The organism is Natronosalvus halobius, assembly GCF_024138145.1.
In the GTDB taxonomy this organism is placed as follows: domain Archaea; phylum Halobacteriota; class Halobacteria; order Halobacteriales; family Natrialbaceae; genus Natronosalvus; species Natronosalvus halobius.
The window spans coordinates 1,350,243-1,376,284 of record NZ_CP099997.1; the positions used below are offsets into that span (position 1 = coordinate 1,350,243).

The 26,042-nt window shown below is 65.9% G+C and carries 24 protein-coding genes and 1 tRNA gene; 15 read left to right on the forward strand and 10 right to left on the reverse strand.

What is annotated here, in order from left to right; genetic code table 11:
• Window positions 1-136: 136 nt before the first annotated feature.
• From NGM15_RS06525 to NGM15_RS06535, 3 genes are all read left to right on the forward strand, one after another.
• The gene (locus tag NGM15_RS06525) at window positions 137-613 is read left to right on the forward strand and encodes a DUF2062 domain-containing protein (RefSeq protein ID WP_253436831.1); all 477 of its coding nucleotides are present in this window, start codon (window positions 137-139) and stop codon (window positions 611-613) included.
• Between the two features lie 51 nt (window positions 614-664).
• The gene (locus NGM15_RS06530) at window positions 665-859 is read left to right on the forward strand and encodes a hypothetical protein (protein WP_253436833.1); all 195 of its coding nucleotides are present in this window, start codon (window positions 665-667) and stop codon (window positions 857-859) included.
• Window positions 860-967: 108 nt separating this feature from the next.
• A complete protein-coding gene (locus NGM15_RS06535) occupies window positions 968-5,323 on the forward strand; it encodes an outer membrane protein assembly factor BamB family protein (protein WP_253436836.1) in 4,356 nt (1,451 codons plus the stop codon).
• Between the two features lie 17 nt (window positions 5,324-5,340).
• Here the strand turns inward: NGM15_RS06535 and NGM15_RS06540 are convergent, their stop codons facing one another.
• Window positions 5,341-5,976: a DUF998 domain-containing protein gene (locus tag NGM15_RS06540; protein WP_253436839.1), complete on the reverse strand. Its 636-nt coding sequence runs from the start codon at window positions 5,974-5,976 to the stop codon at window positions 5,341-5,343.
• Window positions 5,973-7,472: a hypothetical protein gene (locus NGM15_RS06545; RefSeq protein WP_253436842.1), complete on the reverse strand. Its 1,500-nt coding sequence runs from the start codon at window positions 7,470-7,472 to the stop codon at window positions 5,973-5,975. Before NGM15_RS06545 ends, NGM15_RS06540 begins: the two co-directional genes overlap by 4 nt.
• 78 nt (window positions 7,473-7,550) lie before the next feature.
• Here NGM15_RS06545 and NGM15_RS06550 point away from each other — a divergent pair, with 78 nt between their 5' ends.
• Window positions 7,551-7,901 (forward strand): VOC family protein, encoded by a 351-nt coding sequence (locus tag NGM15_RS06550; protein WP_253436845.1) that lies wholly within the window; start codon window positions 7,551-7,553, stop codon window positions 7,899-7,901.
• A gap of 26 nt (window positions 7,902-7,927) precedes the next feature.
• Here the strand turns inward: NGM15_RS06550 and NGM15_RS06555 are convergent, their stop codons facing one another.
• A complete protein-coding gene (locus NGM15_RS06555) occupies window positions 7,928-9,112 on the reverse strand; it encodes an ABC transporter ATP-binding protein (protein WP_253436848.1) in 1,185 nt (394 codons plus the stop codon).
• 94 nt (window positions 9,113-9,206) lie between these two features.
• On the reverse strand, window positions 9,207-9,680 hold the full coding sequence (locus NGM15_RS06560) for a DUF5793 family protein (protein WP_253436851.1): 474 nt from the start codon (window positions 9,678-9,680) through the stop codon (window positions 9,207-9,209).
• A 194-nt stretch (window positions 9,681-9,874) separates the two neighbouring features.
• Between NGM15_RS06560 and NGM15_RS06565 the strand changes: the two genes are divergently transcribed.
• Entirely contained in the window at window positions 9,875-11,875 is a 2,001-nt protein-coding gene (locus NGM15_RS06565; RefSeq protein ID WP_253436854.1) for a type II/IV secretion system ATPase subunit, read from the forward strand.
• Window positions 11,876-11,903: 28 nt separating this feature from the next.
• A complete protein-coding gene (locus NGM15_RS06570) occupies window positions 11,904-13,982 on the forward strand; it encodes a type II secretion system F family protein (RefSeq protein WP_253436856.1) in 2,079 nt (692 codons plus the stop codon).
• 177 nt (window positions 13,983-14,159) lie between these two features.
• On the opposite strand, the gene NGM15_RS06575 is transcribed toward NGM15_RS06570, so the two are convergent.
• The gene (locus NGM15_RS06575) at window positions 14,160-14,564 is read right to left on the reverse strand and encodes a hypothetical protein (protein ID WP_253436858.1); all 405 of its coding nucleotides are present in this window, start codon (window positions 14,562-14,564) and stop codon (window positions 14,160-14,162) included.
• A gap of 190 nt (window positions 14,565-14,754) precedes the next feature.
• On the opposite strand from NGM15_RS06575, the gene NGM15_RS06580 reads away from it, so the two are divergent.
• Both NGM15_RS06580 and NGM15_RS06585 read left to right on the forward strand, forming a co-directional pair.
• Window positions 14,755-15,411, forward strand: a complete 657-nt coding sequence (locus NGM15_RS06580) for a class I SAM-dependent methyltransferase (RefSeq protein WP_253436861.1) — start codon at window positions 14,755-14,757, stop codon at window positions 15,409-15,411.
• 77 nt (window positions 15,412-15,488) lie between these two features.
• Window positions 15,489-15,785, forward strand: a complete 297-nt coding sequence (locus NGM15_RS06585) for a DUF8072 family protein (protein ID WP_253436864.1) — start codon at window positions 15,489-15,491, stop codon at window positions 15,783-15,785.
• Between the two features lie 33 nt (window positions 15,786-15,818).
• On the opposite strand, the gene NGM15_RS06590 is transcribed toward NGM15_RS06585, so the two are convergent.
• From NGM15_RS06590 to NGM15_RS06600, 3 genes are all read right to left on the reverse strand, one after another.
• A complete protein-coding gene (locus tag NGM15_RS06590; protein ID WP_253436867.1) occupies window positions 15,819-16,685 on the reverse strand; it encodes an NAD-dependent epimerase/dehydratase family protein in 867 nt (288 codons plus the stop codon).
• A 247-nt stretch (window positions 16,686-16,932) separates the two neighbouring features.
• Window positions 16,933-17,448 carry a DUF2516 family protein gene (locus NGM15_RS06595; protein ID WP_253436869.1) on the reverse strand — a complete coding sequence of 172 codons (516 nt, stop codon included), beginning with the start codon at window positions 17,446-17,448 and terminating at the stop codon, window positions 16,933-16,935.
• 285 nt (window positions 17,449-17,733) lie between these two features.
• Window positions 17,734-17,805, reverse strand: a tRNA-Gly gene (locus NGM15_RS06600).
• A gap of 121 nt (window positions 17,806-17,926) precedes the next feature.
• On the opposite strand from NGM15_RS06600, the gene NGM15_RS06605 reads away from it, so the two are divergent.
• The 3 genes from NGM15_RS06605 to NGM15_RS06615 all read left to right on the forward strand — a co-directional run bounded on the left by NGM15_RS06605 (window position 17,927) and on the right by NGM15_RS06615 (window position 20,746).
• The gene (locus NGM15_RS06605) at window positions 17,927-18,865 is read left to right on the forward strand and encodes an alpha/beta fold hydrolase (RefSeq protein ID WP_253436872.1); all 939 of its coding nucleotides are present in this window, start codon (window positions 17,927-17,929) and stop codon (window positions 18,863-18,865) included.
• Between the two features lie 61 nt (window positions 18,866-18,926).
• Complete coding sequence (locus NGM15_RS06610; protein WP_253436875.1) at window positions 18,927-20,021, forward strand: VOC family protein; 1,095 nt, start codon at window positions 18,927-18,929, stop codon at window positions 20,019-20,021.
• Window positions 20,018-20,746: an alpha/beta hydrolase gene (locus NGM15_RS06615; protein ID WP_253436878.1), complete on the forward strand. Its 729-nt coding sequence runs from the start codon at window positions 20,018-20,020 to the stop codon at window positions 20,744-20,746. The genes NGM15_RS06610 and NGM15_RS06615 overlap by 4 nt, the downstream gene beginning before the upstream one ends.
• Before the next feature lie 16 nt (window positions 20,747-20,762).
• On the opposite strand, the gene NGM15_RS06620 is transcribed toward NGM15_RS06615, so the two are convergent.
• A complete protein-coding gene (locus NGM15_RS06620; protein ID WP_253436881.1) occupies window positions 20,763-21,065 on the reverse strand; it encodes a DUF7111 family protein in 303 nt (100 codons plus the stop codon).
• 159 nt (window positions 21,066-21,224) lie between these two features.
• Between NGM15_RS06620 and NGM15_RS06625 the strand changes: the two genes are divergently transcribed.
• Together NGM15_RS06625 and NGM15_RS06630 are read left to right on the forward strand one after the other, a co-directional pair.
• Window positions 21,225-21,899 (forward strand): cupredoxin domain-containing protein, encoded by a 675-nt coding sequence (locus NGM15_RS06625; protein ID WP_253436884.1) that lies wholly within the window; start codon window positions 21,225-21,227, stop codon window positions 21,897-21,899.
• Window positions 21,900-22,130: 231 nt separating this feature from the next.
• Window positions 22,131-23,099: a DUF3267 domain-containing protein gene (locus tag NGM15_RS06630; RefSeq protein WP_253436887.1), complete on the forward strand. Its 969-nt coding sequence runs from the start codon at window positions 22,131-22,133 to the stop codon at window positions 23,097-23,099.
• Between the two features lie 83 nt (window positions 23,100-23,182).
• Here the strand turns inward: NGM15_RS06630 and NGM15_RS06635 are convergent, their stop codons facing one another.
• Window positions 23,183-24,139 carry an SDR family oxidoreductase gene (locus tag NGM15_RS06635; RefSeq protein WP_253436889.1) on the reverse strand — a complete coding sequence of 319 codons (957 nt, stop codon included), beginning with the start codon at window positions 24,137-24,139 and terminating at the stop codon, window positions 23,183-23,185.
• Between the two features lie 203 nt (window positions 24,140-24,342).
• Here NGM15_RS06635 and NGM15_RS06640 point away from each other — a divergent pair, with 203 nt between their 5' ends.
• Both NGM15_RS06640 and NGM15_RS06645 read left to right on the forward strand, forming a co-directional pair.
• Entirely contained in the window at window positions 24,343-25,017 is a 675-nt protein-coding gene (locus NGM15_RS06640) for a LysE family translocator (RefSeq protein ID WP_253437940.1), read from the forward strand.
• A gap of 63 nt (window positions 25,018-25,080) precedes the next feature.
• The gene (locus NGM15_RS06645; protein WP_253436892.1) at window positions 25,081-25,986 is read left to right on the forward strand and encodes a phosphatase PAP2 family protein; all 906 of its coding nucleotides are present in this window, start codon (window positions 25,081-25,083) and stop codon (window positions 25,984-25,986) included.
• The last annotated feature ends 56 nt before the right edge of the window (window positions 25,987-26,042 follow it).

Below are 26,042 nucleotides of genomic sequence, written 5' to 3' on the forward strand. Positions count from 1 at the left end.
AGCGTTGATGTGCCGCCGCGTGAAACCGATGTGGCCCCAATACTGTATTTCCGGCTGACACCTGTCGACACGCTTTTCTCTCTCGATAGATGAGGTTGCGCTGATAGGCAGAATGTTTCGTAACCAGGTGATACGCGTGCAGGACCGGGTCCGGCACGCGCTCCGGACGGCGTGGGAAGAGGAACACACGCCCCACGAGGTCGCGACGAGTTTCGCCATCGGCATCTTCGTCACGGCCCTGCCGACCGGCGGGCTCGGAATCGGCTCGTTTTTTCTATTCGCGTACTGGTGGTCCTGGATCTCGAAGCCCGCGATCTTCTCCTCCGTAGCCGTCCTGAATCCCGCCATCAAACCCGCCGTCTATCTCGGGAGCTTCTACGTCGGTGCAACCCTCTTCGGCACCGACCCCATTATCGTCTCCGAGTGGGCACACCTCGAGACCGCCCTGCTGTTGATCCAGCTCCTGCTCATCGGAAACCTCATACTCGCGGTGTTGCTCGCCGGCGTCGCCTACGTCGCGGCGTACTACCTGGTCCAGAACTACGTCGAGAACGCTGACAAGCAGACGGCCTCCCCGGCCGACGACCTCCCCACTCCGTTCTGGCGGAAGTAGCCGTTTCCGGCCCGTTCCGCACATCGTACCGCCTCCAGCAGAATAGACGACGTGTTCGCTCACATTCACACCCAGACCTACGCCTGCACCTACACTCACACCCAGACCTACGCCTGCACCTACACTCACACCCAGACCTACGCCTGCACCTACACTCACACCCAGACCTACGCCTGCACCTACACTCACACCCACACTTCGACCCGATCAGTCGCGTCCCGAGACTCGAAATCCAGCGCCAGCTGACAGTCTTGGGCAACGAAACAGCGGGGATAGAATTAACTCCCCCCAGACGGATTCACAATCAGTTGTGGACCGTGCTGGACCAGTACGGTTCGCGTCTATCACGCATCTATGCCACGAAACGACCCTTCGAACCCGGACGACCCCGTGCTCGGAAAGCCGGGCGACGACCTCGAGGTTACCCTCGGGATCGACCAACTACAGCGCTTTCTCTCTGCCGACGACCCCGACGTTCGGACGTACGCGGCCAGCACGCTCGCCGGCGAGGCGGCCGATCGACCGCGCGAGGTCTGCTCGGCAGTTCCAGCATTGATCGACCGACTCGAGGACGAACCGTCGGTTCGGTCTCACGCGACGGCGGCGCTCGCGGCAATCGCCCGGGACCACCCGGAGGAAGTCACGGCTGCCGTCCCAGCGCTGACCGATCGACTCGAGGGATCGACCGCCGTCCGCGCCGACGCCGTCGACGCCCTCGCGTCCATCGGTGACGCGGAGCCGACCACGTTGCTCGAATCGGTCGACGCACTGGCAGCGATCGTTTCCGACGAGGAAGAGGACCAGGACCACGACGATGCCGAAGACGATTTCGTCTGCCGGCGAGCGGCCGCCGCGCTGGCGGCCGTCGCCGACGTCGACGCCCAGGCGGTCAGGCCCGTGGCAGCCTCGATCGCTACGGCCGCCGACCACGAGGATGAGGCAGTTCGCGGACACGCCGTTCGAGCCCTGCGAGCCGTCGCCGAATCGGACCCGGCCGCACTCGCCGCGACGACCGACGCCGCCTCGCCCCTGCTCGAGCGACTCGTCGACGACGGAGCGATCCGGGCCGACGCGATGGCCGCACTCCGCGCGCTCGCGGTCGGAGACGACCCCGCGCCGGTCGCCATCGAACCCGTCGCGAAACGACTCGACGACCAGAGCCCAAACGTCCGCCAGGACGCCGCGATCACGCTGATGGCAGTCGCAACCGAGACGCCAGAGCGGGCGTCGACCGCACTCGATCCGCTCACGGCGGCGCTCACCGACACCCCCTCGATTCGCGAATCGGCCATCCGCGCACTCCGACACGTCGCCACTGCAGACCCCGCGCTGACGGGCCTCGAGTCGTCCGTTCCGGCCGTCACGGATCGCCTGACTGACGTCCAGGCGGCCGTCCGAACCGACGCGGCGGCGACCCTGCGCGCCGTCGCCGACGAACGGCCAGCTACCGTTCGGTCGTCGGTCGTCGCGCTGGCCGCCGTCCTGGAGGACGACGCCATCGAAACCCGCGAACACGCTGCCGCCGCAATCGAGGCCGTTGCCGGGGAACACCCCGACGCCGTCGCGCCCGTCGTGGCGGAACTCGCGGCTCGCCTCGAGGAGGACGAGGGTGAAGACGAAGACGAAGACGAAGACGGGACGTCGGTGCGGGCGGACGTCGCTCGAGCCCTGGCCGCCGTCGCGGCGGCCAACCCCGACGCCGTTCGCGTCGAGGTTCATGCCCTCGCCGCGTGCCTGGACGAACCGAACGAGTCAGTCAGACGGCCAGCCGCCGACGCGCTCGGTGCCGTCGCTCTCGACGGCGACGTCGACCAGGCGGTCGTCGAACATTCCCTCGCACAGCTCGAGGAAGGGCGAGGTGAAGAGACCGACACGTGGAGACAGGGCCACGCCGCCCGGTCGCTGGCGGAGGTCGCCGAGGAGCAGGTTGCGAACGTCCATCCGGCCGTTCGATCCCTCTCGAGCCGTCTGGCAGCCGACACCGTCGCCGTCCGACGAGCGGCTTCTCGCGACCTCGCCGGCGTCGCCACCGAACGGCCGCGAGACGTCCGTTCGGCCGTCGAACCGCTGGCGACTCGCCTCGAAGACGACGACGCGAGTGTCCGCAACAACGCCGCGATCGCCCTCCAGAGACTGGGGGAGGCCTACCCCGAGGACGTTCGGTCGGCGCTGGGCGCGCTATTCGGATCGGTGGACGATCCCGACCGGACCGTCCGGACGAACGTCGTCGCCGCGCTCACCACGATCGGTCCCGACGGCGACCGCATTCGATCGCCGGCTCGGGCGCTGGCAGTCGCCGAAACCACAGCCGACGACGCCTCGATTCGAACCGGCGCACTCGAGGCCCTCGGCGTGTTGCTCCCGGAGACCGGCGACGAAACGACCGCCGTCGTCGACGCCGTTCTCGATCGACTTGCCGACGACTGTCGACCAGCCGAACGGAGTGCCGCGCTCGAGGCACTCGAAACTCTCCTCACGAGACCCATCGAGACCGATCCGACGCCGACCGAGGCCGTCCTGGACCAGCTCGACGACGGGACGACGGCGAGAACGACCGCCCTGGCCCGTTCGCTGGCCGACCTCGCTCGCGTCGATACGGCCATCGTGGAACCGCTCGCCTCGAGCCTGCTCGAACGGCTGGCGAACGCCGGACGACTCGAACGTCAGGCCCACCTTCGAACACTCTCGGCCGTAGCCGATGGGTCGGGTCGGTCCGTCGTGGCGCTCCTCCTCGAGTCCGCAGACGATCGGTCGATGGAGGCAGTCGCGGCCGACCTCGCGACGCTCGCGGCGGTCGAATCCGAGTCAGTGAGCCAGAACGCGGACGCCGTCGCCGACCTCCTCGAACACGAGACGACGGCCGTTCGCGGCTACGCGACGCTCTCGCTCGCGACCGTCGCCGTCCTCCAGGACGACTCGACGCTCGAGACGGAGTTCGACGCCGTCGAGGACCGACTGGTCGACGCCGCGTCGCTCGTGGCCGGCGGGGAGACACCGACGCACACGGACGCGATCAACAATCAGCTCTCGGGACTCGGTCGCCGCGTCGACGGCGACCCCTGGGCGGCCGGAATCGCGGTGCTCGGACTGTCGGTGCTCGCCGAGTGCTCCGAGCAGCTACGACCGACGGCGCTGTCGAAGGTTGCCGCGGGACTCGATGTCGATTCGCCCGTGGTTCGGACGACGACGGCTCGAACCCTCGCGGCAGTCGCCGAAGACGACTCCGGTGGGTTCGAGTCGAGCGTCCCGGCGCTCGTCGACGCGCTCCAGGACGAAGACGACAGCGTTCGAGCGTTCGCCACTCGCACGCTGTCCGCACTGGCGCCTCGCGGCGACGTAGACCTCGCGGACGCGGTCGACGTGCTCGTCGCTCGACTGGCCGATCCCGATAGCCGCGTCAGGGAACAGGCGTGTCACAGCCTCGGGTTCGTGGGCGTCGAGCCGTCGACCCTCGAGTCGCTCGGAGCCGATCCGGTCCCGGCCGTCGCCGAGGCGGCCGTGCGGGCGCAGAGTCGGTCGACGAGTGCGCGCGAACCCATCGACGACCACGACGAGTGGGCCGACTGGAGCGCCACTCGAGCCGACGCCGCACGGACCGGGGCCGTTCCGGACGGCAACCCGCTCTCGTCGGCGGTCGACGTCCAGTGGCGGTTCGATCCAGAGGTGCGAACGACCGCACCGACCGTCGTCGCCGACACCGTGTACGTCGGCACCGACAGCGGTCGCGTGCTGGCGCTCTCGCTCGAGACGGGCGACGAGCGCTGGGGGTATCAGACCGACGGTATCGTGATCGGGGCGCCCACGGTCGTCGGCGAGGAGGTCTACGCCACGAGCGCGGACGGGACGGTGTACGCGCTCGACCGAGAGACCGGCGAACGAAGCTGGCAGTACCGGCTGGAGGCGACCTGCCGGGTCGCCCCGGTCGTCGACGACGGAACCGTCTATGCCGACGACGACGGCGGAACGGTGTACGCCCTCGAGGCCGAGTCAGGATGCGTCGAGTGGACGCTCGCGACCGACGGGACCGCGGCCGTCGCGAAGGTCGCCGTCACCAGCGGCGGCGTCTTCGCCGGAACGGCTGACGGAATCGTTCGACGCCTCGACGGCGAATCCGGCACGCTCGAGTGGACGCGCGACATCCGGGCAGCGGTCGACGTCGAGGGTGACGGTGATGGCGACGGTGACGTCGGCGCTGGCGTGAACGCCGAGGGAGCCAGCTATCTAGCCGCCACGGACGACCTCGTCGTCGCCACGGCCGGCGACAGTCTCTACGCCCTCGAGGCGGCCGACGGCACGATTCGCTGGCGATTCGACACCGGCGGCGTCCTCGAGGCCCCGGCGGTCGCCCACGGAACGGTCTACGTCGCCAGCGGCGATCTGAGCGTGTACGCGGTCGACCTGGCCTCGGGCGCCGAGCGGTTCCGGTTCGACACCGGCGGGGCGACGCCGACCGCACCGGCCGTCGTCGACGGCACGTGCTGTGTCGGTACCGACGAAGGGGTCATCTACGCGCTGGATGCGAGCGACGGCGCGGCCCGGTGGCGATACGACACCGAAACCGGGGCGGCCCTCGAGGGGCTGACGGTCGCGAGCGGCCTGCTGTGTACCGCCGGCCCCGGCGGCATCGCCGCCCTCGGCGACGACCAGTCCTCGTGGGCCGATCGTATCGGATTCTCCGGGCTGTTCACCCGGTTCGGCGCGAATCAGTAGTCGTTTCGAGCCGTCTCTCAGGACCTGTCTCGAGTCCCCGACCGAGTAGCAGCCGTTTTCGCGAGGATCAGTATCCAGGCGCCGAAGGCGACGGCGGCGACGAACTCCGGGACGGCGAACCAGTGTCCCGGGTCTGGCGCCGTGGAACGAACGAGGAGCCAGCCGAGCCAGCCGGCCAGGTGGGCAACACCGAGCCAGATCGACGCGACCGCGACCCATCGATCACCGGCCAGCACCTGTCCCGTCCCGGTGAGCAGCTGGGCGACTGGGGCGACGCCGAACACCGTCAGCGCGGCGAGGCCGTGCAGGCTCGACTCGAGGTAGTACGCCGTGTGTCCGAGGAAGAAGATCCCGACGCCGATCATACCAAGGACGGCGACGCCGGTGAGCGCGATGCCGATCCGCTCGAGCCGGTTACGGGCACGCGACCAGAGCAGGGCGACGAACGGTGTACCGAGGAGACCGCCGAGGACCAGACCGCCGTTGAAGATCCAGAACGTTCGCGCCGTGACCCGGCCCATGTCCGAGAGTGCACGCGTTCGCCAGGTGAACGTCTCGGGGGTCGCGACGAGCGTCGACAGGACGATTCCAGCCAGCGCGACGGTCGGAGCGGCGATGCCGCAGCGGATCGCCAGCGTCCGGCGAACGGTCATCGCGCACCTCTGGTGAGGACGGCGCCGCGAGACGATGCTCGAACGCCCAACAGCGTGTCGCCAGGCGAAGAGGGCGCTGGCCGTACCGCTGGTCCGACCGTTTCGATCGACACGCTCGAGGGCAGGCGTCGACTCGAGTCGGCCGACGCCGCCATCGATTTCTGCTCGTCGAACGCGACCTGGACGTCGCCCGTTGCCGAAACTCCCTCGAGGCTCGCCGACTCGACGTACGTCTCGTCGCCGGCGAACAGAACGATCGTCCGGTCGTTGGTACGCTCGAGGCTGAATGCGTACGTCTCGGTTCGCCAGCGCGTCGTCGTCGCCGTGCGATTTACCGCGTCGGTTCCGGACTCGGCCTCGACGCTCGTCGCCCGGCGCTCGAGCGCCGTGGCCATTGCGTCCGTCGCGAGCGAGGCGTTCGATTCGTCCTGGAATCTGATCGCCCAGACGTAACTGTCGACCTCGTCACCGTCGTTATCGCCGTCGCCGGTCACCGACCCCTCACTCGAGAACCGTCGCACGCGATCGTACGACCAGCCAGCGGCGGCCTCTCTCGCCACTTCCGGGGCGAGTTCCGTCGCGAGCACCTGTTCGAGGACGAACGACCCCACGACGTCCGTCTTGGCGGGGTCGCTCTCCCAGCCAGCTGATTCGGCGTCGATGTCGATCCCGAACGATTCGAGTTCGGCCTCGCCTGAAGCGATGGCGGGTTCGCCACGACGAACCTCCTGCATCGTCACCGGCGGCGTCTCGTAGACGCTCCAGTGGGTAGCCGGCGATTCGGCGGCCGCCGCGACGTACCGACCGCCATGGTGGTACGGTCCCCAGGCGAGCCTGGTTCCCGGGCCGGCGTTCGGGTACAGCGACTCGAGCAGGTCGTCCTCGGGCGTCACGGGCAGGTCGTACGTTTCGACGTACGCACTCGAGACGTAGACGGCGCTTCCCTCGACCAGGCTCGTCACCGTCAGCCTGGCGTCGGTCGTCCCGCGGTGTTTGGCTGGGATCTCCGCCCTGACTCGCCGCGGTGCTCCCCGCTGGAACTGCGCGGTGTGGACCAGTTCGTGGACGAACACTTGTTCGATCTCCGCTGGCGAGGCTTCTACCTCGGGAAGGAGATACACCGCCTGCATCGGACTCGAGACGCCACCGACCCGGAGTTCCTCGGCCCCGTCGGCCGGGTCGGGCGCCGGAATCCCCATCACGGCGTAGAAACTCGAGGGATCCTGGACGGGGCGCGGCGGCCGCTCGATGGGGTCGTTCACGTACACCGTCGGCGGCCGGAGGTCGACCGCGAGGAGCGTCTGTACGCGCTCGAACGTCGCGTTCGCGTCGAGCGGCACGTCTCCGTGCACCTCGAGGGCGCGTTCGTCGGTCGCGTGGTCCTCATCCGTCGAGCCGTCGACGCCGTCCGTGTCGGCCATCGGCGCCGCACAGCCGGCGAGCACCACCGACAGCAGTACGGCGACTGTCGCCATCCGCCGACCCGACTGAGACATACCTGTCACTGTCGATGGACGTCTCATAAATACTCCGGCACCCCAACGGTTTTTCCGTCACCCACACTCGGTTCGGGTATGTCCGGCATCGTCTTCTTCGGCACCGAATCGCTCGAGCCGATCGTCGACTTTTACGTCGAGGATATCGGCGCAGAACGGTGGCTCAAACAGCCCGATTGCACGATCCTCACCTACGACAATCTTCTGCTCGGATTCTGTGCTCGCGAGAGCGCCGAAACGGACGGCACGATCACGTTCGTCTTCGACACCGCGAACGAGGTCGACGCGATGTACGACCGCCTTGCGGGTCGGGCGCTCGGCGAACCGGTCGAGAACGACCGCTATCGAATCTACCAGTTCTTCGCCGAGGATCCGGAGGGACGGACGCTCGAGTTTCAGACGTTTCGCCACGAGACTGATTCGCTGTAAGAGAAGTCAGACAACCAAACAGACGCTCAATCGGCCGAACTCGAGGTCGCCTCGCTCTCGACGCCCGATTCGACGGCGTCGACGCGCTGGTCGGCGGGGAACCACGCCAGGTCGTGGTCGGCGGTCACCCTGACGGCGACGCGCTCGTCCAGGTCGATCCGATCCGAGTGGTTGTGCATACACTCGATGGTCTCGCCGTCGTCGAGTTCGACACGGTAGAGGATCGTCGGGCCGAGGTAGCGCCGGTAGACGACCGTCCCGTCGGCCTCGGGGCCGCTTGCGGGGTAAGCCGTTACGTCGTCGGGGCGCAGGAGGAGGTCGATGTCGGTCCCGTCGTACTCGGCGACGAGGCCGTCGACGTCCGCTCGCAGGACGCGACCCAGGGCCGTCGAGACGTGGTCGCCGCGGACGGTTCCCGACAGGAAGCTCGCGTGCCCGAGAAAGCCCGCAACGAACCGCGACTTGGGGTGCTGGAAGACGCGTTCGGGTTCGTCGATCTGCTCCAGATCGCCGTCGTTCATGACGGCCACCCGGTCTGACACCGAGAGCGCCTCCTCCTGGTCGTGGGTGACCGAGACGGCCGTCACGCCGGTTTCCTTGATGATTCGGCGAACCTCCTCGCGCATCTCGACGCGGAGGTCGACGTCGAGGTTCGAGAACGGCTCGTCCAGGAGTAACATCTCGGGTTCGGGAGCGAGCGAGCGAGCCAGTGCGACTCGCTGTTGCTGGCCGCCGGAGAGTTCCTCGGGATAGTCGTCGTCGTGTTCGCTCAGGTTCACGAGAGCGAGCAATTCGTCGACGCGGGCCTCCCTTTCGGCCGTGGGCCAGTCGGTGAGCCCGAACGCGACGTTCTCCCTGGCCGTCAGGTGCGGAAAGAGCGCGAACTCCTGGAATACGATGCCGACGCCGCGGTCTTCCGGCGGAACGAACGACCCGTTCCCGGCCACGGACGTCCCGTCGAGGCGAATCTCCCCGCCGTTCGGTCGCTCGAGGCCCGCGATGAGTCGGAGCGTCGTCGTCTTTCCGCACCCGGACGGCCCGAGGAGAGTCAGAATTTCGCCGTCCTGGACGGTGAGTGAGAGGTCGTCGATGACCGCCTCGGAGCCGTAGTGCTTCGCGACGCCCTCGAGTTCGAGGATGACGTCGCTGGTCGGCGGTGCGTCCGCGAGTCGGTCGTCGGCCGTCGATGTGAGCAGAGATTCGTGAGCCATTGGCAACCGCTGTCTTCGTTAGTTTAGGCTACCCTAAATCACTTATAGCTGCCGGTCCGTTCCCGACAGGTCAGAATCGAGTCCCTGCGAGTGGCTACAGTTCGACGCCGCTCGGGATCAGGCTCCGGTGTCGGAGCAGGTCGCCGTCGTCGTCGTAGACGAGAAACGTGCGTTTGTCGTACTCGACGAACGGTTCGCCGTCGAGGGTGATCGTGACGTGGTAGCGCCCGCCGTCGTCGGTCGTTCCCTCGCCGTAGCCACGGGCGGCCCGGATGAACTGGAGGACGTCCTGGGCAGGGACGTTGAGTTCGAGAACGAACTCGCCGGTCACGCGGTTCGTGACGCTGACGACGCCGTCGGTATCCTCGGCATCGACTGGACCCTGGAGTCGAAGCGCGGCATCCGTCTGGCCAGCCTCGAGTGGCTCGCCATCGGGGTCAGTAAGACGATCTCGGAGAAGTGTCGCTGGACCGGTACAGTCGATCGTTACGGCAGGTTTCTTCGGGTCGCTGTCGGTCTCGATCCAGTCGACGTTGCTGGCAGATAGCGTGAAGTGCTCGCGCTTCATTACGCAAAGACGCCTTCGCACTCACGGGGTATGAACGTAACGCCCATTGTGCGTTTTCTGCACATCCGAGCAAGACAGCCCAGCCGGGAAGGCGGTGCTGACGTCCGTCGAATTCACGCGTCGGGCACTCGGCAGATGGCCATCTGATTTAAGGCGATACGGCCTCACCGTAGAAGAGACTGCGAACAGAGACGATGGAACCACACAGCGACACCGATGCGGCAGCCGAACTCGACACCACCGCGGACACTACCGAGAACGCGAAGGTCCCCGCGAGTAACCCGTCGTCGGCAACCGACGCGAACGAGAGGAGCGACGGCGACGGTCCAACGGCTGCAAGCGTCCAGGACGCCGGAACCAACGAGAACGCCGGAACCAACGAGAACGCCGGAACCGACGAAATCCCCTCGGCCGTCGATGACGACACGACGATCCCTCCCGACTCGACCCTCGAGTCCACCTTCGACCAGATTCGACGAACGCTGCGTCGAGTGGTCGAGGTGCTACAGGGCTCGCACATCGACGTGACGGCCTACGACCCTGCCGCGCACGGCCCGCTCGTCACGTTCGACGACGCTGACGGGCTCGAGGAGGTCGACCGCTACTGGGTGAACGCCCCCTTCTCGTTCGTCGTGGTTCAGTACGACGAGGCGGCTAACCACCACCGCTACCGGACGGTCGAACCCACGCTCACCGACGAGGAGCGACTCGTGCTCGAGACGCTCCTCGAGGACGTGCGCGATCCGCTGCTCTACCGACAGACCGACGAGGACGAAGACGTCGAGACGCTGCTTCGATCCACCGTCCGCGAGTACCTCGAGCGCTACGGCGCGGAGGTCGATATGGCGACGTTCTACCGCCTCTTTTACTACATATTCAGGGACTTTCGAGGCTACGGGCGACTCGACCCGATCATGCACGACCCGCACGTCGAAGACGTCTCCTGTGACGGGTACGATCTCCCCATCTTCGTCTACCACGATCAGTACACGGACGTCCAGACGGACGTTAGCTTCGGCGAGGACGAACTCGATCGGTTCGTCGTCCGTCTCGCCCAGCACTCCGGGCGCCACATCTCCATCGGCGACCCGATGGTCGAGACGACCCTCGAGGACGGCTCCCGGGCCGAACTCGCCCTCGGGACGGAGGTCACGCCACGCGGATCGGCGTTCACCATCCGGAAGTACGCCGACGAACCGCTCACGCCGGTCGACCTCGTCCGGTACGGAACGTTTAGCGTCGAGCAGATGGCCTACCTCTGGCTAGCCATCGAGCACAACAAAAGCCTGCTCTTCGCCGGCGGGACCGCCTCGGGGAAGACGACGAGCATGAACGCCATCTCGATGTTCGTCCCGCCGCGCTCGAAGGTCCTCACCATCGAGGACACCCGCGAACTTCAGTTACACCACGACAACTGGCTCTCCTCGGTCACTCGCGAGCGCGTTCACGAGGGGAAGAACGTCACCATGTACGACCTCCTGCGGTCGGCGCTTCGCCACCGCCCCGAGTACATCGTCGTGGGGGAGGTTCGCGGCGAGGAGGCCATCACGCTCTTCCAGGCGATGAACACCGGCCACACGACCTACTCGACGATGCACGCTGACTCCGTGCAGACGGTCATCAACCGCCTCGAGAACGAGCCGATCAACGTCCCCCGAGCGATGGTCCAGAGCCTGGACATCCTCTCGGTGCAGACGCTCACCAGGCTCGGCGGCGAGCGCGTTCGGCGGAACAAGGTCCTCGCAGAGATCGAGGGCATCGACCAACGAACGGGCGAGCTGGACTACTCGACGGCCTACTCCTGGGACGGCGAGACGGACACGTTCACCGCCGAAACCAGCCACGTCGTGGCCGAGATTCAACACGAACGCGGCTGGACCCAGCGGGAACTCCTGACCGAACGACGCAACCGGGAACGATTCCTCGAGTACGCGCTCGAACACGAGATTTCGGACTACCGACGATTCACGGCGCTCGTTAACGAGTACTACGCCGACCAGGAACGCGTGCTCGAGCGGATCGAGGACGCGAGCGAGAGCGACGGACTCGACGGACTCGAGACAAGTGAAACCGGGACCGGCGAACTCGACGGAGTCGACGGAAGCACGAGCGGCGAAACCGAGACCGGCGAAAGCACGAACGACGCGGACGCGACACCGCCGAAGCGAGCGGGTGACTCGCTCGAAACGGAGTGACGCGGAGAGACCGACTGCACCCACAATCATGACCCGCGCAAACTTCCTCCCGCTCGCGTTCGCGGTCGTCCTCTGTTCGCCGATCCTGCTCGCGGCCGTCAACCGGGGGGTCGATACGCTCCTCGCCCGGACGGCGGATCGGCTCTTCGGCCCCTACGTCGAGGAGTTCAGGTCCGAACACCCCGGGAGACAGGACGCGCTTCGAGCGGCACACATCCCGACCACCTACCGCGAGTACGGGGCGAAGTCGCTCCTCTACGCCGGCCTGCTCGCCGTCGTCGGCAGTATTCTCGGCATCTACGTCAGCTGGGGACTTCTCCTCGTCCTCTCGATCGAACCCGCGGTGATGCGCGAGCAACTGCCGGGTGCCCTCTCCTTTCTCGCGAACGTCGCCGGCATCCCGACGCTCTCGGCACTCGAGCTATTCGGGCTCTTACTCGTCTCCTGTCTGACCCTCGGCGTGCTCGCCGGCGTCGGCACCTACTGGTTTCGGTGGTGGTACCCGGGCTACGTCGCCGATAACCGGGCACGACGGATCGAGTACACCCTGCCGTCGACCGTCGCGTTCATTTACGCCCTCTCACAGAGCGGGATGGAGTTTCCGACGGTCGTTCGTATCGTCGCCGCGCACGACGACACCTACGGGGAGGCCGCGAGCGAGTTTCGCGTCGCCGTCCGGAACATGGACACCTTCGGCACGGACGTGATCACGGCGCTGCAGACGATGAGCCGACGTTCCCCGAGCCCCCAGTTTCGGGAGTTCTCTGAGAACCTGATCAGCGTCCTCAAGAGCGGCCACAGCCTCTCGTCGTTCCTCGAGCGCCAGTACCACGACTACCAGGAGGAGTCGGAGTCCCAGCAAGAACGTATGCTCGACTTGCTCGGCACGCTCGCGGAATCGTACGTCACCGTCCTGGTCGCCGGGCCGCTGTTTCTCATCACGATCCTGTTCGTCATCGGCATCTCCGTCGGCGACACCCTCGGCCCCCTGCAAGTGTTGATCTACGTCATCCTGCCGTTTGGCAACCTGGCATTCATCGTCTACCTGAGCATGGTCACCGACTCGGTCAACCCCGGCCGAACGATCGACGAAGGCGACGTCGACGACCCGGGACCGTACCAGCAGGCTCTCGCCCGAACCGACGGTGGACTCCAAAACGACACCTCGCCAAATGTCGAGCGAATCCACATCTACAGGCGTCTCCGAGCGGTTCGAGAGCGACTGGGATCTCCCCTCGAGACGCTGCTCGACCGGCCGGCACGCTCGCTCCTGGTAACGGGACCGATCGCGCTCGGGTTGATCGCCTGGCGGCTCCCCGAGGCGACGACCAAGGCCGGAATCGACGCGGCCGTCATCGACGACGTCCTGGTCGTCGCCGGTCTCCTCGTGGGCACCACGTTCGCCGTCCTGTATGCGATTCATCGACGACGAATCGACGCCGTCGAAGCGGCCATCCCGGACTTCCTCGACCGACTCGCGAGCGTCAACGAGGCCGGGGTAGCGCTCGTTTCGGCGATCGGTCGCCTCCGCGACTCGGACCTCGGCGCACTCGACGTCGAACTCGAGCGCATTTGGGCGGACGTCCAGTGGGGGGCCGAGTTGGAGACGGCGCTCGTCCGGTTCGGCATCCGGGTTCGGACGCGGGCGGCCTCCCGCGTCGTAACGCTCCTGACGGAAGCGATGAACGCCAGCGGGAACCTCGCGACCGTGTTGCGAATCGCCGCCCGTCAGGCCGCGGCCGACCGACGGCTCAAGCGCGCCCGCCAACAGGCGATGCTCGAGTACATGGTCGTCGTCTACATCTCGTTTCTCGTCTTCCTGTTCATCATCGCCGTCCTGGCGGGCTACATGCTGCCGACGCTCCAGGCGGCCGCCGTCGAGGGCGGCAGCGAGTCGCTCGAATCGTCCCAGGTCGATGGGCTGTCGGGACTCGACAACGTCGACGCCGCGACGTACACGCTCCTGTTCTACCACGCGACGCTCATTCAGGGGGCGCTCTCGGGGCTGATCGCCGGGCAGCTAAGCACAGGAGACGTGAAAGCCGGGGTGAAACACGCCGTGGCGATGGTCGCGCTCTCGTTCGTGCTGTTTGCGGTCGTGATCTGAGGAGTACCGTTCGTTGTCGTAGTCTGAGGTGACGTTCGCGGTCGGTAGTTGAAGAGTAACGTTCGCGGCCGAGAGCTATCGAGAGTTGAGCCAAAAGTCGAGCCAGAGCGGCCGCTACCGCCTTTCGTTCGTCGGTGTCGTACTCGAGTTACACCTCTCTACGGCGGCGTACTCGCGTCACTCCTCGCCAGTTTGGCCGTCGGTGTTTGTGTCGGAATCGTCGACGGTAATACGGCGAGGCTCGACGGGTTCGTCGTTCCCGCCCTTGCCGCCGCCGACTGGAATCTTCGTCTGCAACTCGCTGGCGAACGACTGGACCCGGTCGAGCAGCGTTTCGACTTCCTGTTCGAACTCCTCGACGGATCGTTCGACGTAGTGGACGCGCCGGGTCGGGATCCGCCGGATGATGTCGTGGCCATCCTCGTCCTCGTCGGTCTTGATGATCCAGTGGTCCTGGAAGTACGCGACGTGTTCGTTCGGGATCGTCTTCCTGACGGTTCCCTCCTCCGGTTCTTCGTAGACGATCGTGGCCTCGCCGAGATCGCGTTGGATCTCGAGGTCGTCGTCGACAACGTCGGTCATGGACGAACGTGCGCCACGAGTGGGTGTAGGGATTGTGCTTGCAACGAAGCAGTCAGCCAGCGGCCAGAGAAGCCGATGGATTCTATGACCTCTGGCAGTACCGACACTGCGCATCGACCGACGCGTTCGAACGGGCCCGCCACCGGCAGGAACGAACGTTTTTGGTTCGACACCACCGACCTCGAGCCAGATGGACAGACGGAGCGAGGTACGGGAGACATACGATCGGATCGCCACCCACTTCGCCTCTACGCGCGAGTACGCCTGGCCCGAGGTGGAGGCGTTCGTCGACGAGTACGTCGGCAGTGCAGACGACCCGGAACTCGGTCTCGACCTCGGCTGTGGCAACTGCCGCCACGCCGAAGTGCTCGCCGAACGGCTCCAGCGCGTCGTCGGCCTGGACGTTAGCCGCGGGTTACTCGAGACCGGTCGGGACCGTGCCCTGGAGCGTGGATTCTCGGTGGATCTCGTTCTCGTACAGGGGGAGGCCGCGTCCCTTCCGCTCCGAAGCGACATCGTGGACGCTGCCGTCTACGTCGCGACGATTCACCACCTGCCGACCAGGAGGGCGCGCGTGGCGAGCCTCGACGAACTCGCTCGGGTGCTCGACCCCCAGGGCATTGCCCTCGTAAGCGCCTGGAGCACCGCCCACGACGCCTTCGAGGAGACCACGGGCTTCGATACAACCGTCGAGTGGACGCTCCCCGGTGGCGAGGCAGTCGATCGCTTCTACCACATCTACGATCCCGACGAGTTCGAGGCCGATCTCGAGACGAGCGCGCTCGAAACCGTCTCTCTCGAGATCTCGAGCGGCAACTGCTACGCGGTGGTTCAGCCTCGTTCCTGACTCGGGTCGGCGATGGCTCGAAGACTGCCGAGAGCGAAACCGGTACCGTTTCTCCCTCCCACCGTCTCGAGACACACATGGCCGATCTGAATCCCATCGCGAAGCGCATCCACAACGTCTCGCCCAGGCCGGTTCGGCTCACCCTCGATGACGGAACCGAGGCCGTGTTCGAGATGGACTGGGTGGAGTTCTTCCAGCAGGAGTTCAAAGCCGAAGGAAGCCGTGAGGACGAACCCGACGTCGAGTACCGGTTCGTCTCGAGCGCGGACAACGAGTCCGTCCTCGTCGGTCGCCGGGCGTCGAGGGAGGAGGGGGACGAGGAGGGCTGGTCGATGGTCGGACGCGTGCTCGAGGCCGAGGCGGCCGACGAGTAGCGAGTCGGCACCGCCGGTCGATCACCTCGATCGTCACTCCGGCGGTCCCCGCCACGCCGTCGCGTCGTCAGCCGGTTCGTAGCCGATGACCTCGCGTGCGTGCTCGAGGTCGAACCAGCTTCGGTCGCTCGCACTGCGGCCGTAGAAGACGTCGAACTCGCCCCGTTCGTCGACAGCCTCGTCTCGAGCAGCCCCGCGCTCGAGACAGCGAGCGACCTCCCGGGCGAGGTCCCGACGCGACTGCCACAGACACTTCTGGCGGGCGACCTGCTCCTCGTAATCATCGCTGTCTCGCTCGAAGTCACCCCGGTCAACGCCGCGCTCGGCGTCCCCGTAGGGGTGGTCGTACTCTGGATCGCGAACCGAACCGATCCGAATCGCGTAGCAGTTCACTCCGTGGGCGTCCGCCGCCAGCTGCCCCATCGCTTCGCCGAATACCTTGACGACGCCGTAGCGGGAGTCGGGCCGCGGCGAGACGGTGTGATCGACCAGGAGGTCGTAATCCGTTCCGTAAATCTCGGGAGCGTTCTGCACTTCGTACATGCCGACCGCGTGGTTCGAGGATGCGTAGACGACCGTGTCGACGCCCTCGCTGGTCGCCGCTTCGAAGACGTTGCCGATCGCCTGGCAACTCGCGGCGAACCCCTCGCTCCAGGCGAGCGATTTCGATCCTGGACCACCGAGGAAGTCGGGCATCCCCAGGTGGATGACGGCGTCCTGGTCGACCATCGCCTCCTGGACGGTCGCGTAGTCGGTGACATCGCCCATCGTCGTCTCGCACGTTGGATGGGGTTCGATGTCGATCCAGGTGGGCTCGAGGCCGGTTTCGAGTTCGGACTCGAGGTGTTCGCGGAGTGCGGTGCCGACAGTACCATTGGCGCCGGTGACCAGGACGTTCATACGAACTGTACGAGAGCCTCGTACAAAGCGTTCAGTGAGAGAGTCCCGACCTCTAACTCAAGGTGACTCTGGCCATCGATCACGAATCGCCGCCTGAGACTGTTCACCAGTAAAGCAGCTTCGTCGAGATCATTCGTACATGGTACTATTTGCCTGCTGAATATCGAGGGTTGGTTCAGCACTCATCTCGAACGAAGTTTCGCCTACTCGCTTTCGTTGGTGGTCAAGACGCACAACCGGGGCAATGCTACTGTGCTGTCTCATCGATGGCCCTGACAAACTCCTCGGTGTGTTGTGATCCGACGAGGATTGCCCGCCCGTTCGTCCGTTCGATCCAGACCCCCTGATCGCCACTGACGTTGTAAGCGAGTTTCCCGGGTGCCCACCGGATTCCCCAGCCGCCAAACTCACGAAGTGGCCTGTACCGTTTCGACTCGTATCGCTCGATCTCCGACCACGAAATTCGACGGAACGATCGGTGAAGAGGCCACATTTTGAGATAGATGCCGTCGGCTCTCACTTCGGTCTGGAGACGAAGACTGTAGATGAGTCCAGCGATCGCGCCGATAACCATGAGTCCTCCCCACGATACGGGCCCCAACACGAGCATGAGAAACGCGATACCGCCGAGAAGCGCCCAGATCCACGGCTGGCGAAACTGTTGTACTTCACGAAATGCTGGCTCTCTATCCATGAGTGAGTTGTTTGGAATTGCCGCTACTCGATAATGGCTTCTCCGGATATCGAGATGCGATCGTGCCACATTCGCGCTCTGTATTCAGCACGACCGCTGAAACATATCTCTGGCAGCGGAATTCAACAAGGCCGATAAATCGAAATCGGTGTGCTACTCGAGACCCGATTACTCGAGATCAGGACTCTCAGGTGTCGTTTGTGCTCGAGAGAGGACCATTGCTTGAGAGGTGTGTCGTCCACCGACTGCGCGGTCCAGGATTTGAACTCGATGGCGAGACCTCACTCCACTCGGTCTCGCGTAGTTCGAATCCTGAAATCGCGCATTTTCTCCTCACGTCCGTTCGTCGAAAAGTGCGCGGTCCGGGATTTGAACCCGGGTCATCAGCTTGGAAGGCTGAGGTCATAGCCGCTAGACCAACCACGCAGGCACCCGATTGTTGGGCACCCTGGTTTAAGGGCGTTCCCTTTTCGGACGCTACTTATACAGGGGACGCCCGGGATACACAAACCCTATCGATAAGGGCACGGGCGTCGAAGAATAGCTCATGAAACTTCGATCCGCCCTCGGAGCGGCCGCCGGAACCGTCGGCCTGACCGCACTCGGGAACCGCCTCCTGGCGTCCCGCGCCAGGTCCCTCGAGAACCCCGTTCCCGGCGTCGAGCGTACCTACCACTGGCGAGGGATGGACGTTCGATACACGGTCGCCGGCGAACCGGACGCCCCGGACATGGTACTGGTTCACGGAATCCACGCCGCGGCGAGCGGGCGGGAGTTCGCCGACGTCGTCGAGGATCTCGCGGACACCTACCGAGTGACGGTCGTCGACCTCCCCGGATTCGGGCGCTCCGACCGCCCGCCACTCGTCTACTCGCACAAACTCTACACGGAGTTCATGGAGGAGTTCCTCCGCGATCAGACCGAGACCCCGATCGTCGTCACCTCCTCGCTCTCGGCGTCGTTCGTCGTCGACGCCGCGTCCGAGGTCGACATCGAGCGCCTGATCCTGATCTGCCCGTTGGCCGATACCACCGAGCGCCGGCCGTGGATCCGGACACTGTTCCGGACCCCGCTCGTCGGCACCGCGCTGTTCAACGTCCTCGTGAGCAAACCCTCGACCCGGTACTTCTTCGAACGCGACGGGTACTACGACGCCGACCGGATCGACCCCGCGGCCCTGGAGTACGCCTGGCAGAGCGCCCACCAACCCGGGGCGAAGTACGCGCCGGCCTCGTTCGTCGCTGGCACGCTCGACCCCAGTTCCGACTTCGACCTGGCGACCGAACTCGCGACTCTCGAGACTCCGACCACCCTGATCTGGGGCCGGGACGCCGAACTCGTCCCGCTCCGGGACGGCCGGGAACTCGCGGACGCCGCCGACCTCGACCTCGTCGTCATCGACTACGCGACGCAGATGCCCCACGCCGAGCATCCGGAGAAGTTCCTCGAGTACGTCTCGGCGGAATTGCCACGGACGGATTCCTGATCCCGCGTTCGATCGAGCCGAGGCTACTCGAGCAAAATCCACATACGAGAGCAACCCGAAGATGCTTACCGACACCCCCGGACTCCACCACGTCACGACGATCACGGGCCCGCCTCAGCCGACGCTCGACTTCTATCTCGAGACCCTCGGGCTGACCCTGTGCTGTCGGACGGTCAACTTCGAAGACATCCTCGTTCACCACCTCTACTTCGGCGACCCGTCGGCGACACCGGGAGCGATCCTGACCTGCTTTCCCTACGGCGATGTCGATCCAGGACGCCTCGGTGCGCCCCAGCCGACGGCCGTCGCCTTCACGGTCCCACCGGAGTCGATCTCGTCCTGGCGGCGGCGACTTGAGGGCCGGGGTCACGAGGTCGCGGAGAAATCCCGGTTCGACGAACGCGTGCTCTCGATCACCGATCCCGACGGAACGCCGATCGAACTCGTCGAGAGGTCGCCGCCGATTTCGAGGCCGTCACCGATCGAGGCACGGGAGGACGGCCCCGTTCCGCCGTCCGTCGGCATCCGCGGACTCGAAGGCGTGACGCTCACGCCGGTCGATCCCTACGCGACCGCGGCCACGCTCGAGACCCTGGGACTCGAGCGAGTCGGCCAGGAGGGAGACCGAATTCGCTATCGTGCAAGCGGTACTCACGCGAGAGTTATCGACGTCCTGGATCGATCCCTGCCGTACGGCCGCGAGGGCCCGGGGACGATCCACCACGTCGCCGTCCGGGCTGCGAGCGTCGACGAACTCTACGAGTGGCACGGCCTGTTCCGTGAGCGGGGGTACGACACGTCCCGGGTGAAAGACCGCCACTTCTATCACTCGCTGTACGTCCGCGGGCCGGGCGGCGTCCTGTTCGAGCTCGCGACCGATTCGCCGGGCTTCGATGTCGCCGACTCGAGTTCCGACGCGCTGTACCTGCCACCCCGGTTCGAGGCCGACCGTGAACTGATCGAGAGCCAGTTACCGCCGGTGACGATTCCCGGTGGCGACGGGCGTGACGAGGGTACGTTGAGAGCCGATGAGACTGACGAGGTGGTGGCTGGCGAGACCGGCGAATCTGGAGCAAACGATACCGACGAAGCGGTGACAGACGAAACCGACGAAGCGGTGACAGACGAAACCGACGACCAGGTCGATCGGCCGTGACCGAGGATCGACCACCCTCGCACGCGACCGAGCCGATACTCCAGGCCGGAGCGCCGGCGGGGGCGAGCCGAGCCGCCCTCGTCGTCGTCCACGGCCGGGGCGCGACCGCACAGGGGGCGATCAACCTCTTCGAGCCGCTCTCGCGCCACGGCCTCGCCGTCTTCGCCCCACAGGCGTTTCGGGGCCGTTGGTATCCGTCGACGTCGACGCCTGAAACAGGACTCGAGCCGGACGACCCCTGGCTCGCGGCGAGCATCGACCGCGTCGAGACGTGTCTCGAACGAGCGGCGAGTGTCGGCATCGGTGCCGAGCGAACGGTGCTCGTCGGCTTCTCCCAGGGGGCTCGCGTCGTGGCCGGATTTCTGTGCCAGTTCCCTCGACGTTACGGCGGTGCCGGCATCCTCGCTGGAACGGTTCCTGGCGTCTCGAGCGAGTCCGACGGTTCGTCGGACCGCCAGTTGCGGTCTCGGCCCTGGCCGCAGTCTCAGTCCCGGCGTCGGCCACCCGACGGCTCGCTCGAGGGAACCCCAATCTTGCTCGCGTTCGGCGACGACGACCCGTACGTCTCCCCGGCGGCCGCGCGAGCGAGTGCGACGGTTCTCGAGGAATTGGGTGGCGACGTCGAGGTGATGTCGACGCCGGACACCGGCCACGCCGTCAGCGACGAAGCGTTCGTCTGGTTCGAGCGACGGACCGAGGCGGTGCTCGAGTCGGCGACTCGGTAGCGGGCCACTCGAACGCCTACATTCCCATGTCCGCTGCAGGCTCCGGAACCGGGAGCTCGTGTGGCGCCACCCCCAGGCGTTCAGCAACGTGATCGAGGGCCATGTCGAACCCGTAGTAGCGCTCGAGTTCGTCGCCCGTCGCGGTCGGTCGAACCTTGAGCATCGCGTATCCCTCGCGATTCTGGGCGACCGCCGCCGTGGCTCCGCTGCGGTCGAACTCGAGCACTCGTTCGTCGCCCGTTTCGCTGTAGGTCGCGGTGATGCCATTTGCCTCGGCACGCGTATCGTCGGCGTCACTAGCCCCTCGCTCGTCGGTCATACGACGCGATTCCCGGGCCGGGTACGCGAAGGTATCGGTTCCCGACTCCTGGATAGGCAACTGACTCGGCTCGTCAGTCGTATCGAAGGGTGTGATAATCACTCCTTGATGAGAGTATGGATCCCGTACTTATTCGACCGGTCCTCGAGTATCCACCCGATGACGCGCTCGAGACTCGTTTCGCGACGCCGGTTCGTGGCCCTCCTCGGGGCGACTTCGGGGTCGTCGCTCGTGGCCGGGTGTCTGGCGGAGGGAGAGCCGGAATCCGACGACGACCCGGAGGACGAAAGCGACGACACAACGACCGAATCGAACGGTTCTGACGACGACTCCACGACCGGTGAGAGCGAACCGGACGACAACGAATCCGATAGCGACGGCGAGACGGAAGAGGACGACGGCCAATCCGACCACGAACCCGACGCAAACGGTGGCAACGAGGACGGCGACAGCGACGGAACGGACGAAACGGATAGCTCCGACGAGACGGCCCCGGCGGACGTCGACGAATTCGTCTTCGAGGCCCGAACGTCTCACTTCACGGGGGTCCAGCCGTCTGCCATCGCCGACGAACGGAACCCGACGCTCGTGCTCACCGAGGGAGAACGATACACGATCACCTGGCACAACGCAGACGGACACGTACACAACGTCGAAATCCGGGACGAAAACGATGACGTCGTCCAGGACTACCGAACTGAACCAACGGGGGCCGAGTCCCAGTCGCTCACGTTCGAGGCGACTACGGATGCGGCGGCGTACGTCTGCGATTTGCACGACTCCTGGGGCCAGCGCGGGTCCATCGACATCGTTTCGGACGGTGGTGGCGGGTAGCCGGCGTTCGAGGCTCGTTGTGAACGTGGAAATACGAGAATACGAACACGAAGACGTATCACGTCCAGATACACGTGCACGAAGACGCACAACGTAAACGAGATGTGCGAACAGCGAGCGCGAGCGCACTCGAGTCGATCACCGTCCCGCTCACCGTCTCGTCGAAACGCGACAGCCCTCCGAACCGATATCCCTAACTCGTTCGTCACGAACTGCCACCTGTTCGCAGCCGTGACCGCCACCGACGACCGATTGGCCTACCAGCACATCGCGAGCCTGCGGGCTCCTCGGTCGGCCGTCGGCCGCTGGGCGCTCTGCTCGGCGGTCGCTTTCCTGTACAGCTGGTACGTCGCACTCGACCTTCACGGCGCCACTCTCGGCCGTCCGTTCGACGGCGTCGTCGTCGATCCGTCGGCGCTGGCGAGCGGACTCGAGGTTATCGCGCTCGTCGTCGGCGCGTTCTTCGTCGTCGCCGTTCCCCACGAACTCCTCCACGGCGCGATCATGCGCTACTTCGGTGGCCGCCCGCGCTACGGCGTCCGGACCGCCCGGTTCGGGATTCCCTACGCCTACGCTGAGACGCGAACCGACTACAGCCGCAACCAAATGGTCGCCATCCTGGTCGCGCCCGTCGTCGGTATCTCGGTCGTCGGATTCGTACTCGCGGTCGTCCTGGACGCTCGATGGCCGCTCGTCGTCCTCGCCGCCAACGTTGCGGGATCTGTCGGGGACTGCTGGATGGCCAGTCGACTGCTCCAGTATTCCGAGTCCGTTCGTGTTGGGCCGCCGCCGGCCGGTGGGGTTGGGGACGAAGACGAAGGCGAAAACGAGGACGGGGACGAAGAGGATGGCGAAGACGAAATCGGGGACGAGGACGGAGCACTCGCGATCTACGGCCGCTCCGCAGACCCGCAGTCGAGGCTGCCCGCTCGAGTCGTTCACTCCTTTCTCGTCGGAACCATCGGAACGATCGTCGTACTCGCGCTGGGACTCGTCGTCCTCGTATTCGCCTCGCTCGCCTTCGATTCGGGTGCCGTTGTCCTCGCCGACGGCGACGGGAACTGGCTCCTCTTCCGTCACGAACCGACGGCTGACCGGGGCGTACTGATCGAGGTCGGCCATCGGGTCGTCGCGGTGTTCGGGGCGGTCGGCGGGGTCATCTGGCTCGGCGTCGGCAGGGGACTTGAAGCGCCACGCTGAGATCGAATCCAGGCCAGCAGAGAGCTGTTCAGCCAGCAGAGAAGTGTTCAGCGCAGGACAGCTCAGACCAATACAGGCCAGGTTCAGACCAGTTTCTTGACGAGCCCGTAGGCGGCATCCCGGAGGCCGTCGGGAAGAAAGCGCGCGTAGAGGCCGTACTCGGCGAGCGGGCCGACCGGGTACCGGGCCGGCGGCTCTGGACACGTCCCCGCGTGGACGATGGCCGCAGCGACGTCCTCGGGGTCCGAGGCGAGCGGACCGCCGCCACCGACGAGTTGGCTCTCCTCGATGATCTCGTAGAGCGACTCGTAGGCTGGCGTGCGGTCGTCCGGCACTTCCTCCTCGACCCGTTCGGTGAACGAGGTCTCGACCGGCCCTGGTTCGACGAGCACGACGTCGACTCCGAACCCCTCGACCTCTGCGCGGAGTGCATCGCTCATCGCCTCGAGCGCGTGTTTCGACCCCGAATAGGGGCCGGTTCCGGCGAAGGAGAGGCGACCGAGTACCGAGGAAACGTTGACGATCCGGCCGGACCCTTGCGCCCGCATGTGCGGAAGCACCGCACGAGCGAGGCGATGCGGGCCGTAGACGTTGACGTCGAACTGGTGGTGGAGGTCGGCCGTCGACGTGTCCTCTATCGGCCCCATCTGGGCGTAGCCGGCGTTGTTGACCAGACAGTCGATCGCGCCGCCGACGTCGACCGTTCGCTCGACGACGCGAGCGACCTGGTCGGGATCGGTGACATTTAGCTCGAGCGTCTCACACCCGGCGTCGGCGAGGTCCTCGATGTCGGACGTGTCGCGAGCGGTCGCGACGACCCGCCAGTTCTCGTCCAGGAACGCGCGGGCGGTCGCCCGCCCGATTCCGGACGAGCAGCCGGTGATCAGGACGCATCGCTTTCGCGTGTACCCTTCGGCGTCTCGAGCGGCTTCGGCCGTCCCCGGGCGGGACGCATCTTCACTCCGGTCGATACCCTCGCGATCGGCGGATGGCTCGTCGGTGGCCACCCCGTCTGCGTCGTCCGCCGCTGCCTTCGTCATAGGAGACTGATTCGAGCGAGGGGGCCTAAGTATCGACGGTTTGTCGCGCTGCGTGGAATCGCACGGCCGAGGTCGGACGTGAGCGAAAGAGGATTCGGGCAGGCGAGGACGGACTCGAGGCATGCGAGGACGGACTCGAGGCGAAAACGGTTGACCCCGACGAACTTTTATCGCTGCCGACACGAGAGACGGTAGCTGTGTCGCTGACTCTCACCTCACTCGCTGCGGGCGTCGTCTTCGGAATCGCCCTCGCCGCACCGCCCGGCCCGATGAACGCGATCATCGCCGAGGAGAGCGTGCTTCGAGGCTGGGGTGCCGGATTCAGGGCCGGCCTCGGTGCGATGATCGCCGACGTCCTCTTTCTCGTCCTCGCGTTCGTCGGCGTCGTCGCCGTCGTCGAACGCTACGGCGCCCTCCAGTCGGTGCTCTACCTCCTCGGAGGCATCCTCATGCTCGTCTTCGCGGTCGGCGCCTGGCGGGAGGCCCGCGGCGCCGCGTCGTTCACCGACGACATCGAGGCAGGAGCGACCGGTTTCCAGAAGGCGTTCGTCCTCGCCGCGACGAACCCGTTCCAGATCGGTTTCTGGCTCACCGTCGGCGTCGGCCTCATCAAGCCGGGCACGCTCGACGTATTTGCACACGTGCCCGGAATCGGTGATGCGCTCGCTGGATCGTTCGTCGTAGAGACCGGCAGCTTCGCCCTGCTTGTCGGCTTTTTCGGCGGGATCGTGCTCTGGATCACGACCTATCCCGCGGCGCTGGCTCGAGCGGGTCGACGCGTCGACGCCTTCGCCCCCGCGGTGGCCCTCGTCAGCGGCCTGGTTCTCGCGGGCTTCGGCGCGCTGTTTCTCGCACTCGGCGTGATGGGCCTGGTGTGAGAAGGGTATTCGTCGTTCCGGTTGGAACAAGCGTTTATAGTCTCCATCGAGAATGTGAAAGCGATGAGCCTGGGAATCGACATCGTCAACCCGATCCAGTCGACGGTTCCGGACTGGCAGGCCCTCGTCGTCGCCCTGCTCACTCAGCTCGGCGATATCTGGTTCGTCGTCGTCGTCCTCCTGGGGCTATACTGGTTCCACCCGTCGAAACGCCGCCAGGTTGCCACCCTTGCTGGGGTGATGCTCTCGGGTATCGGTATCTATCGCGGCTTCAAGTCCCTGTTCGCGATTCCGCGTCCGGACCAGCCGCTCCGGGATCCGGAGACGGTCTCGACGATGGTCCAGCCGCTGTACGAGGCGACCGCGACCGCGACCGGGTACGGCTTTCCGAGCGGTCATGCCACGACGAGCACGATCCTCTACTTCGGCCTGGCAGGGGTCCTCGCCGTCGGAAGCCGGCGGACGCGATACGCCGCTGCCGCCGCCCTCGTCGCCACCGTCTCGGCGACTCGCGTCGTCCTCCGCGTCCACTACGTCCAGGACGTCGTCGCCGGCGTTGCTCTCGGGTTGACGCTGCTGGCCGGGACGTACCTCGTCCTCTCTCGCGTCGACACCGACGAACCCGCAGCGACCTTCGGGCTGGCCATCCTGTGTAGCGGGTTCTACCTGTACACCAGCGCCGCCGAACCGGACGCAATACTCCTGGCCGGAGCCACCCTGGGTGCGTTCGTCGGCTGGCAGGTGACCCGAATCGACGGCAGCCGAATCCGGATGACGCCGTTCGGTCGCCCCGTTTCGAGTCGCGCGCTGATCGTGGCACTGTCGCTGGGCGCGGCAGTCCTCGCCGTCGCGACGGTTACCCGGGTGCCCGCATTGGCCACGAGTCTCGTTGCGGGCCTGTTCACGGCGTTTGCGATCAGTGCACCCGTCGTCCGACCTTCGAGCCTCGAACGCGTCGTTCCCGCGTGATCTGGGTTGATCACTAGAGAAAACATATAGTGGGTGGCGAATAACTGGCTATCTGA

What these genes read in the sequence shown, in the direction of transcription:
- NGM15_RS06535 (WP_253436836.1), top strand. Translation starts at nt 968, where the DNA reads ATGCCACGAAACGACCCTTCGAACCCGGACGACCCCGTGCTCGGAAAG.
- NGM15_RS06540 (WP_253436839.1), bottom strand. Translation starts at nt 5,976, where the DNA reads ATGACCGTTCGCCGGACGCTGGCGATCCGCTGCGGCATCGCCGCTCCG.
- NGM15_RS06545 (WP_253436842.1), bottom strand. Translation starts at nt 7,472, where the DNA reads ATGTCTCAGTCGGGTCGGCGGATGGCGACAGTCGCCGTACTGCTGTCG.
- NGM15_RS06550 (WP_253436845.1), top strand. Translation starts at nt 7,551, where the DNA reads ATGTCCGGCATCGTCTTCTTCGGCACCGAATCGCTCGAGCCGATCGTC.
- NGM15_RS06555 (WP_253436848.1), bottom strand. Translation starts at nt 9,112, where the DNA reads ATGGCTCACGAATCTCTGCTCACATCGACGGCCGACGACCGACTCGCG.
- NGM15_RS06560 (WP_253436851.1), bottom strand. Translation starts at nt 9,680, where the DNA reads ATGAAGCGCGAGCACTTCACGCTATCTGCCAGCAACGTCGACTGGATC.
- NGM15_RS06565 (WP_253436854.1), top strand. Translation starts at nt 9,875, where the DNA reads ATGGAACCACACAGCGACACCGATGCGGCAGCCGAACTCGACACCACC.
- NGM15_RS06570 (WP_253436856.1), top strand. Translation starts at nt 11,904, where the DNA reads ATGACCCGCGCAAACTTCCTCCCGCTCGCGTTCGCGGTCGTCCTCTGT.
- NGM15_RS06575 (WP_253436858.1), bottom strand. Translation starts at nt 14,564, where the DNA reads ATGACCGACGTTGTCGACGACGACCTCGAGATCCAACGCGATCTCGGC.
- NGM15_RS06580 (WP_253436861.1), top strand. Translation starts at nt 14,755, where the DNA reads ATGGACAGACGGAGCGAGGTACGGGAGACATACGATCGGATCGCCACC.
- NGM15_RS06585 (WP_253436864.1), top strand. Translation starts at nt 15,489, where the DNA reads ATGGCCGATCTGAATCCCATCGCGAAGCGCATCCACAACGTCTCGCCC.
- NGM15_RS06590 (WP_253436867.1), bottom strand. Translation starts at nt 16,685, where the DNA reads ATGAACGTCCTGGTCACCGGCGCCAATGGTACTGTCGGCACCGCACTC.
- NGM15_RS06605 (WP_253436872.1), top strand. Translation starts at nt 17,927, where the DNA reads ATGAAACTTCGATCCGCCCTCGGAGCGGCCGCCGGAACCGTCGGCCTG.
- NGM15_RS06610 (WP_253436875.1), top strand. Translation starts at nt 18,927, where the DNA reads ATGCTTACCGACACCCCCGGACTCCACCACGTCACGACGATCACGGGC.
- NGM15_RS06620 (WP_253436881.1), bottom strand. Translation starts at nt 21,065, where the DNA reads ATGACCGACGAGCGAGGGGCTAGTGACGCCGACGATACGCGTGCCGAG.
- NGM15_RS06625 (WP_253436884.1), top strand. Translation starts at nt 21,225, where the DNA reads ATGACGCGCTCGAGACTCGTTTCGCGACGCCGGTTCGTGGCCCTCCTC.
- NGM15_RS06635 (WP_253436889.1), bottom strand. Translation starts at nt 24,139, where the DNA reads ATGACGAAGGCAGCGGCGGACGACGCAGACGGGGTGGCCACCGACGAG.
- NGM15_RS06645 (WP_253436892.1), top strand. Translation starts at nt 25,081, where the DNA reads ATGAGCCTGGGAATCGACATCGTCAACCCGATCCAGTCGACGGTTCCG.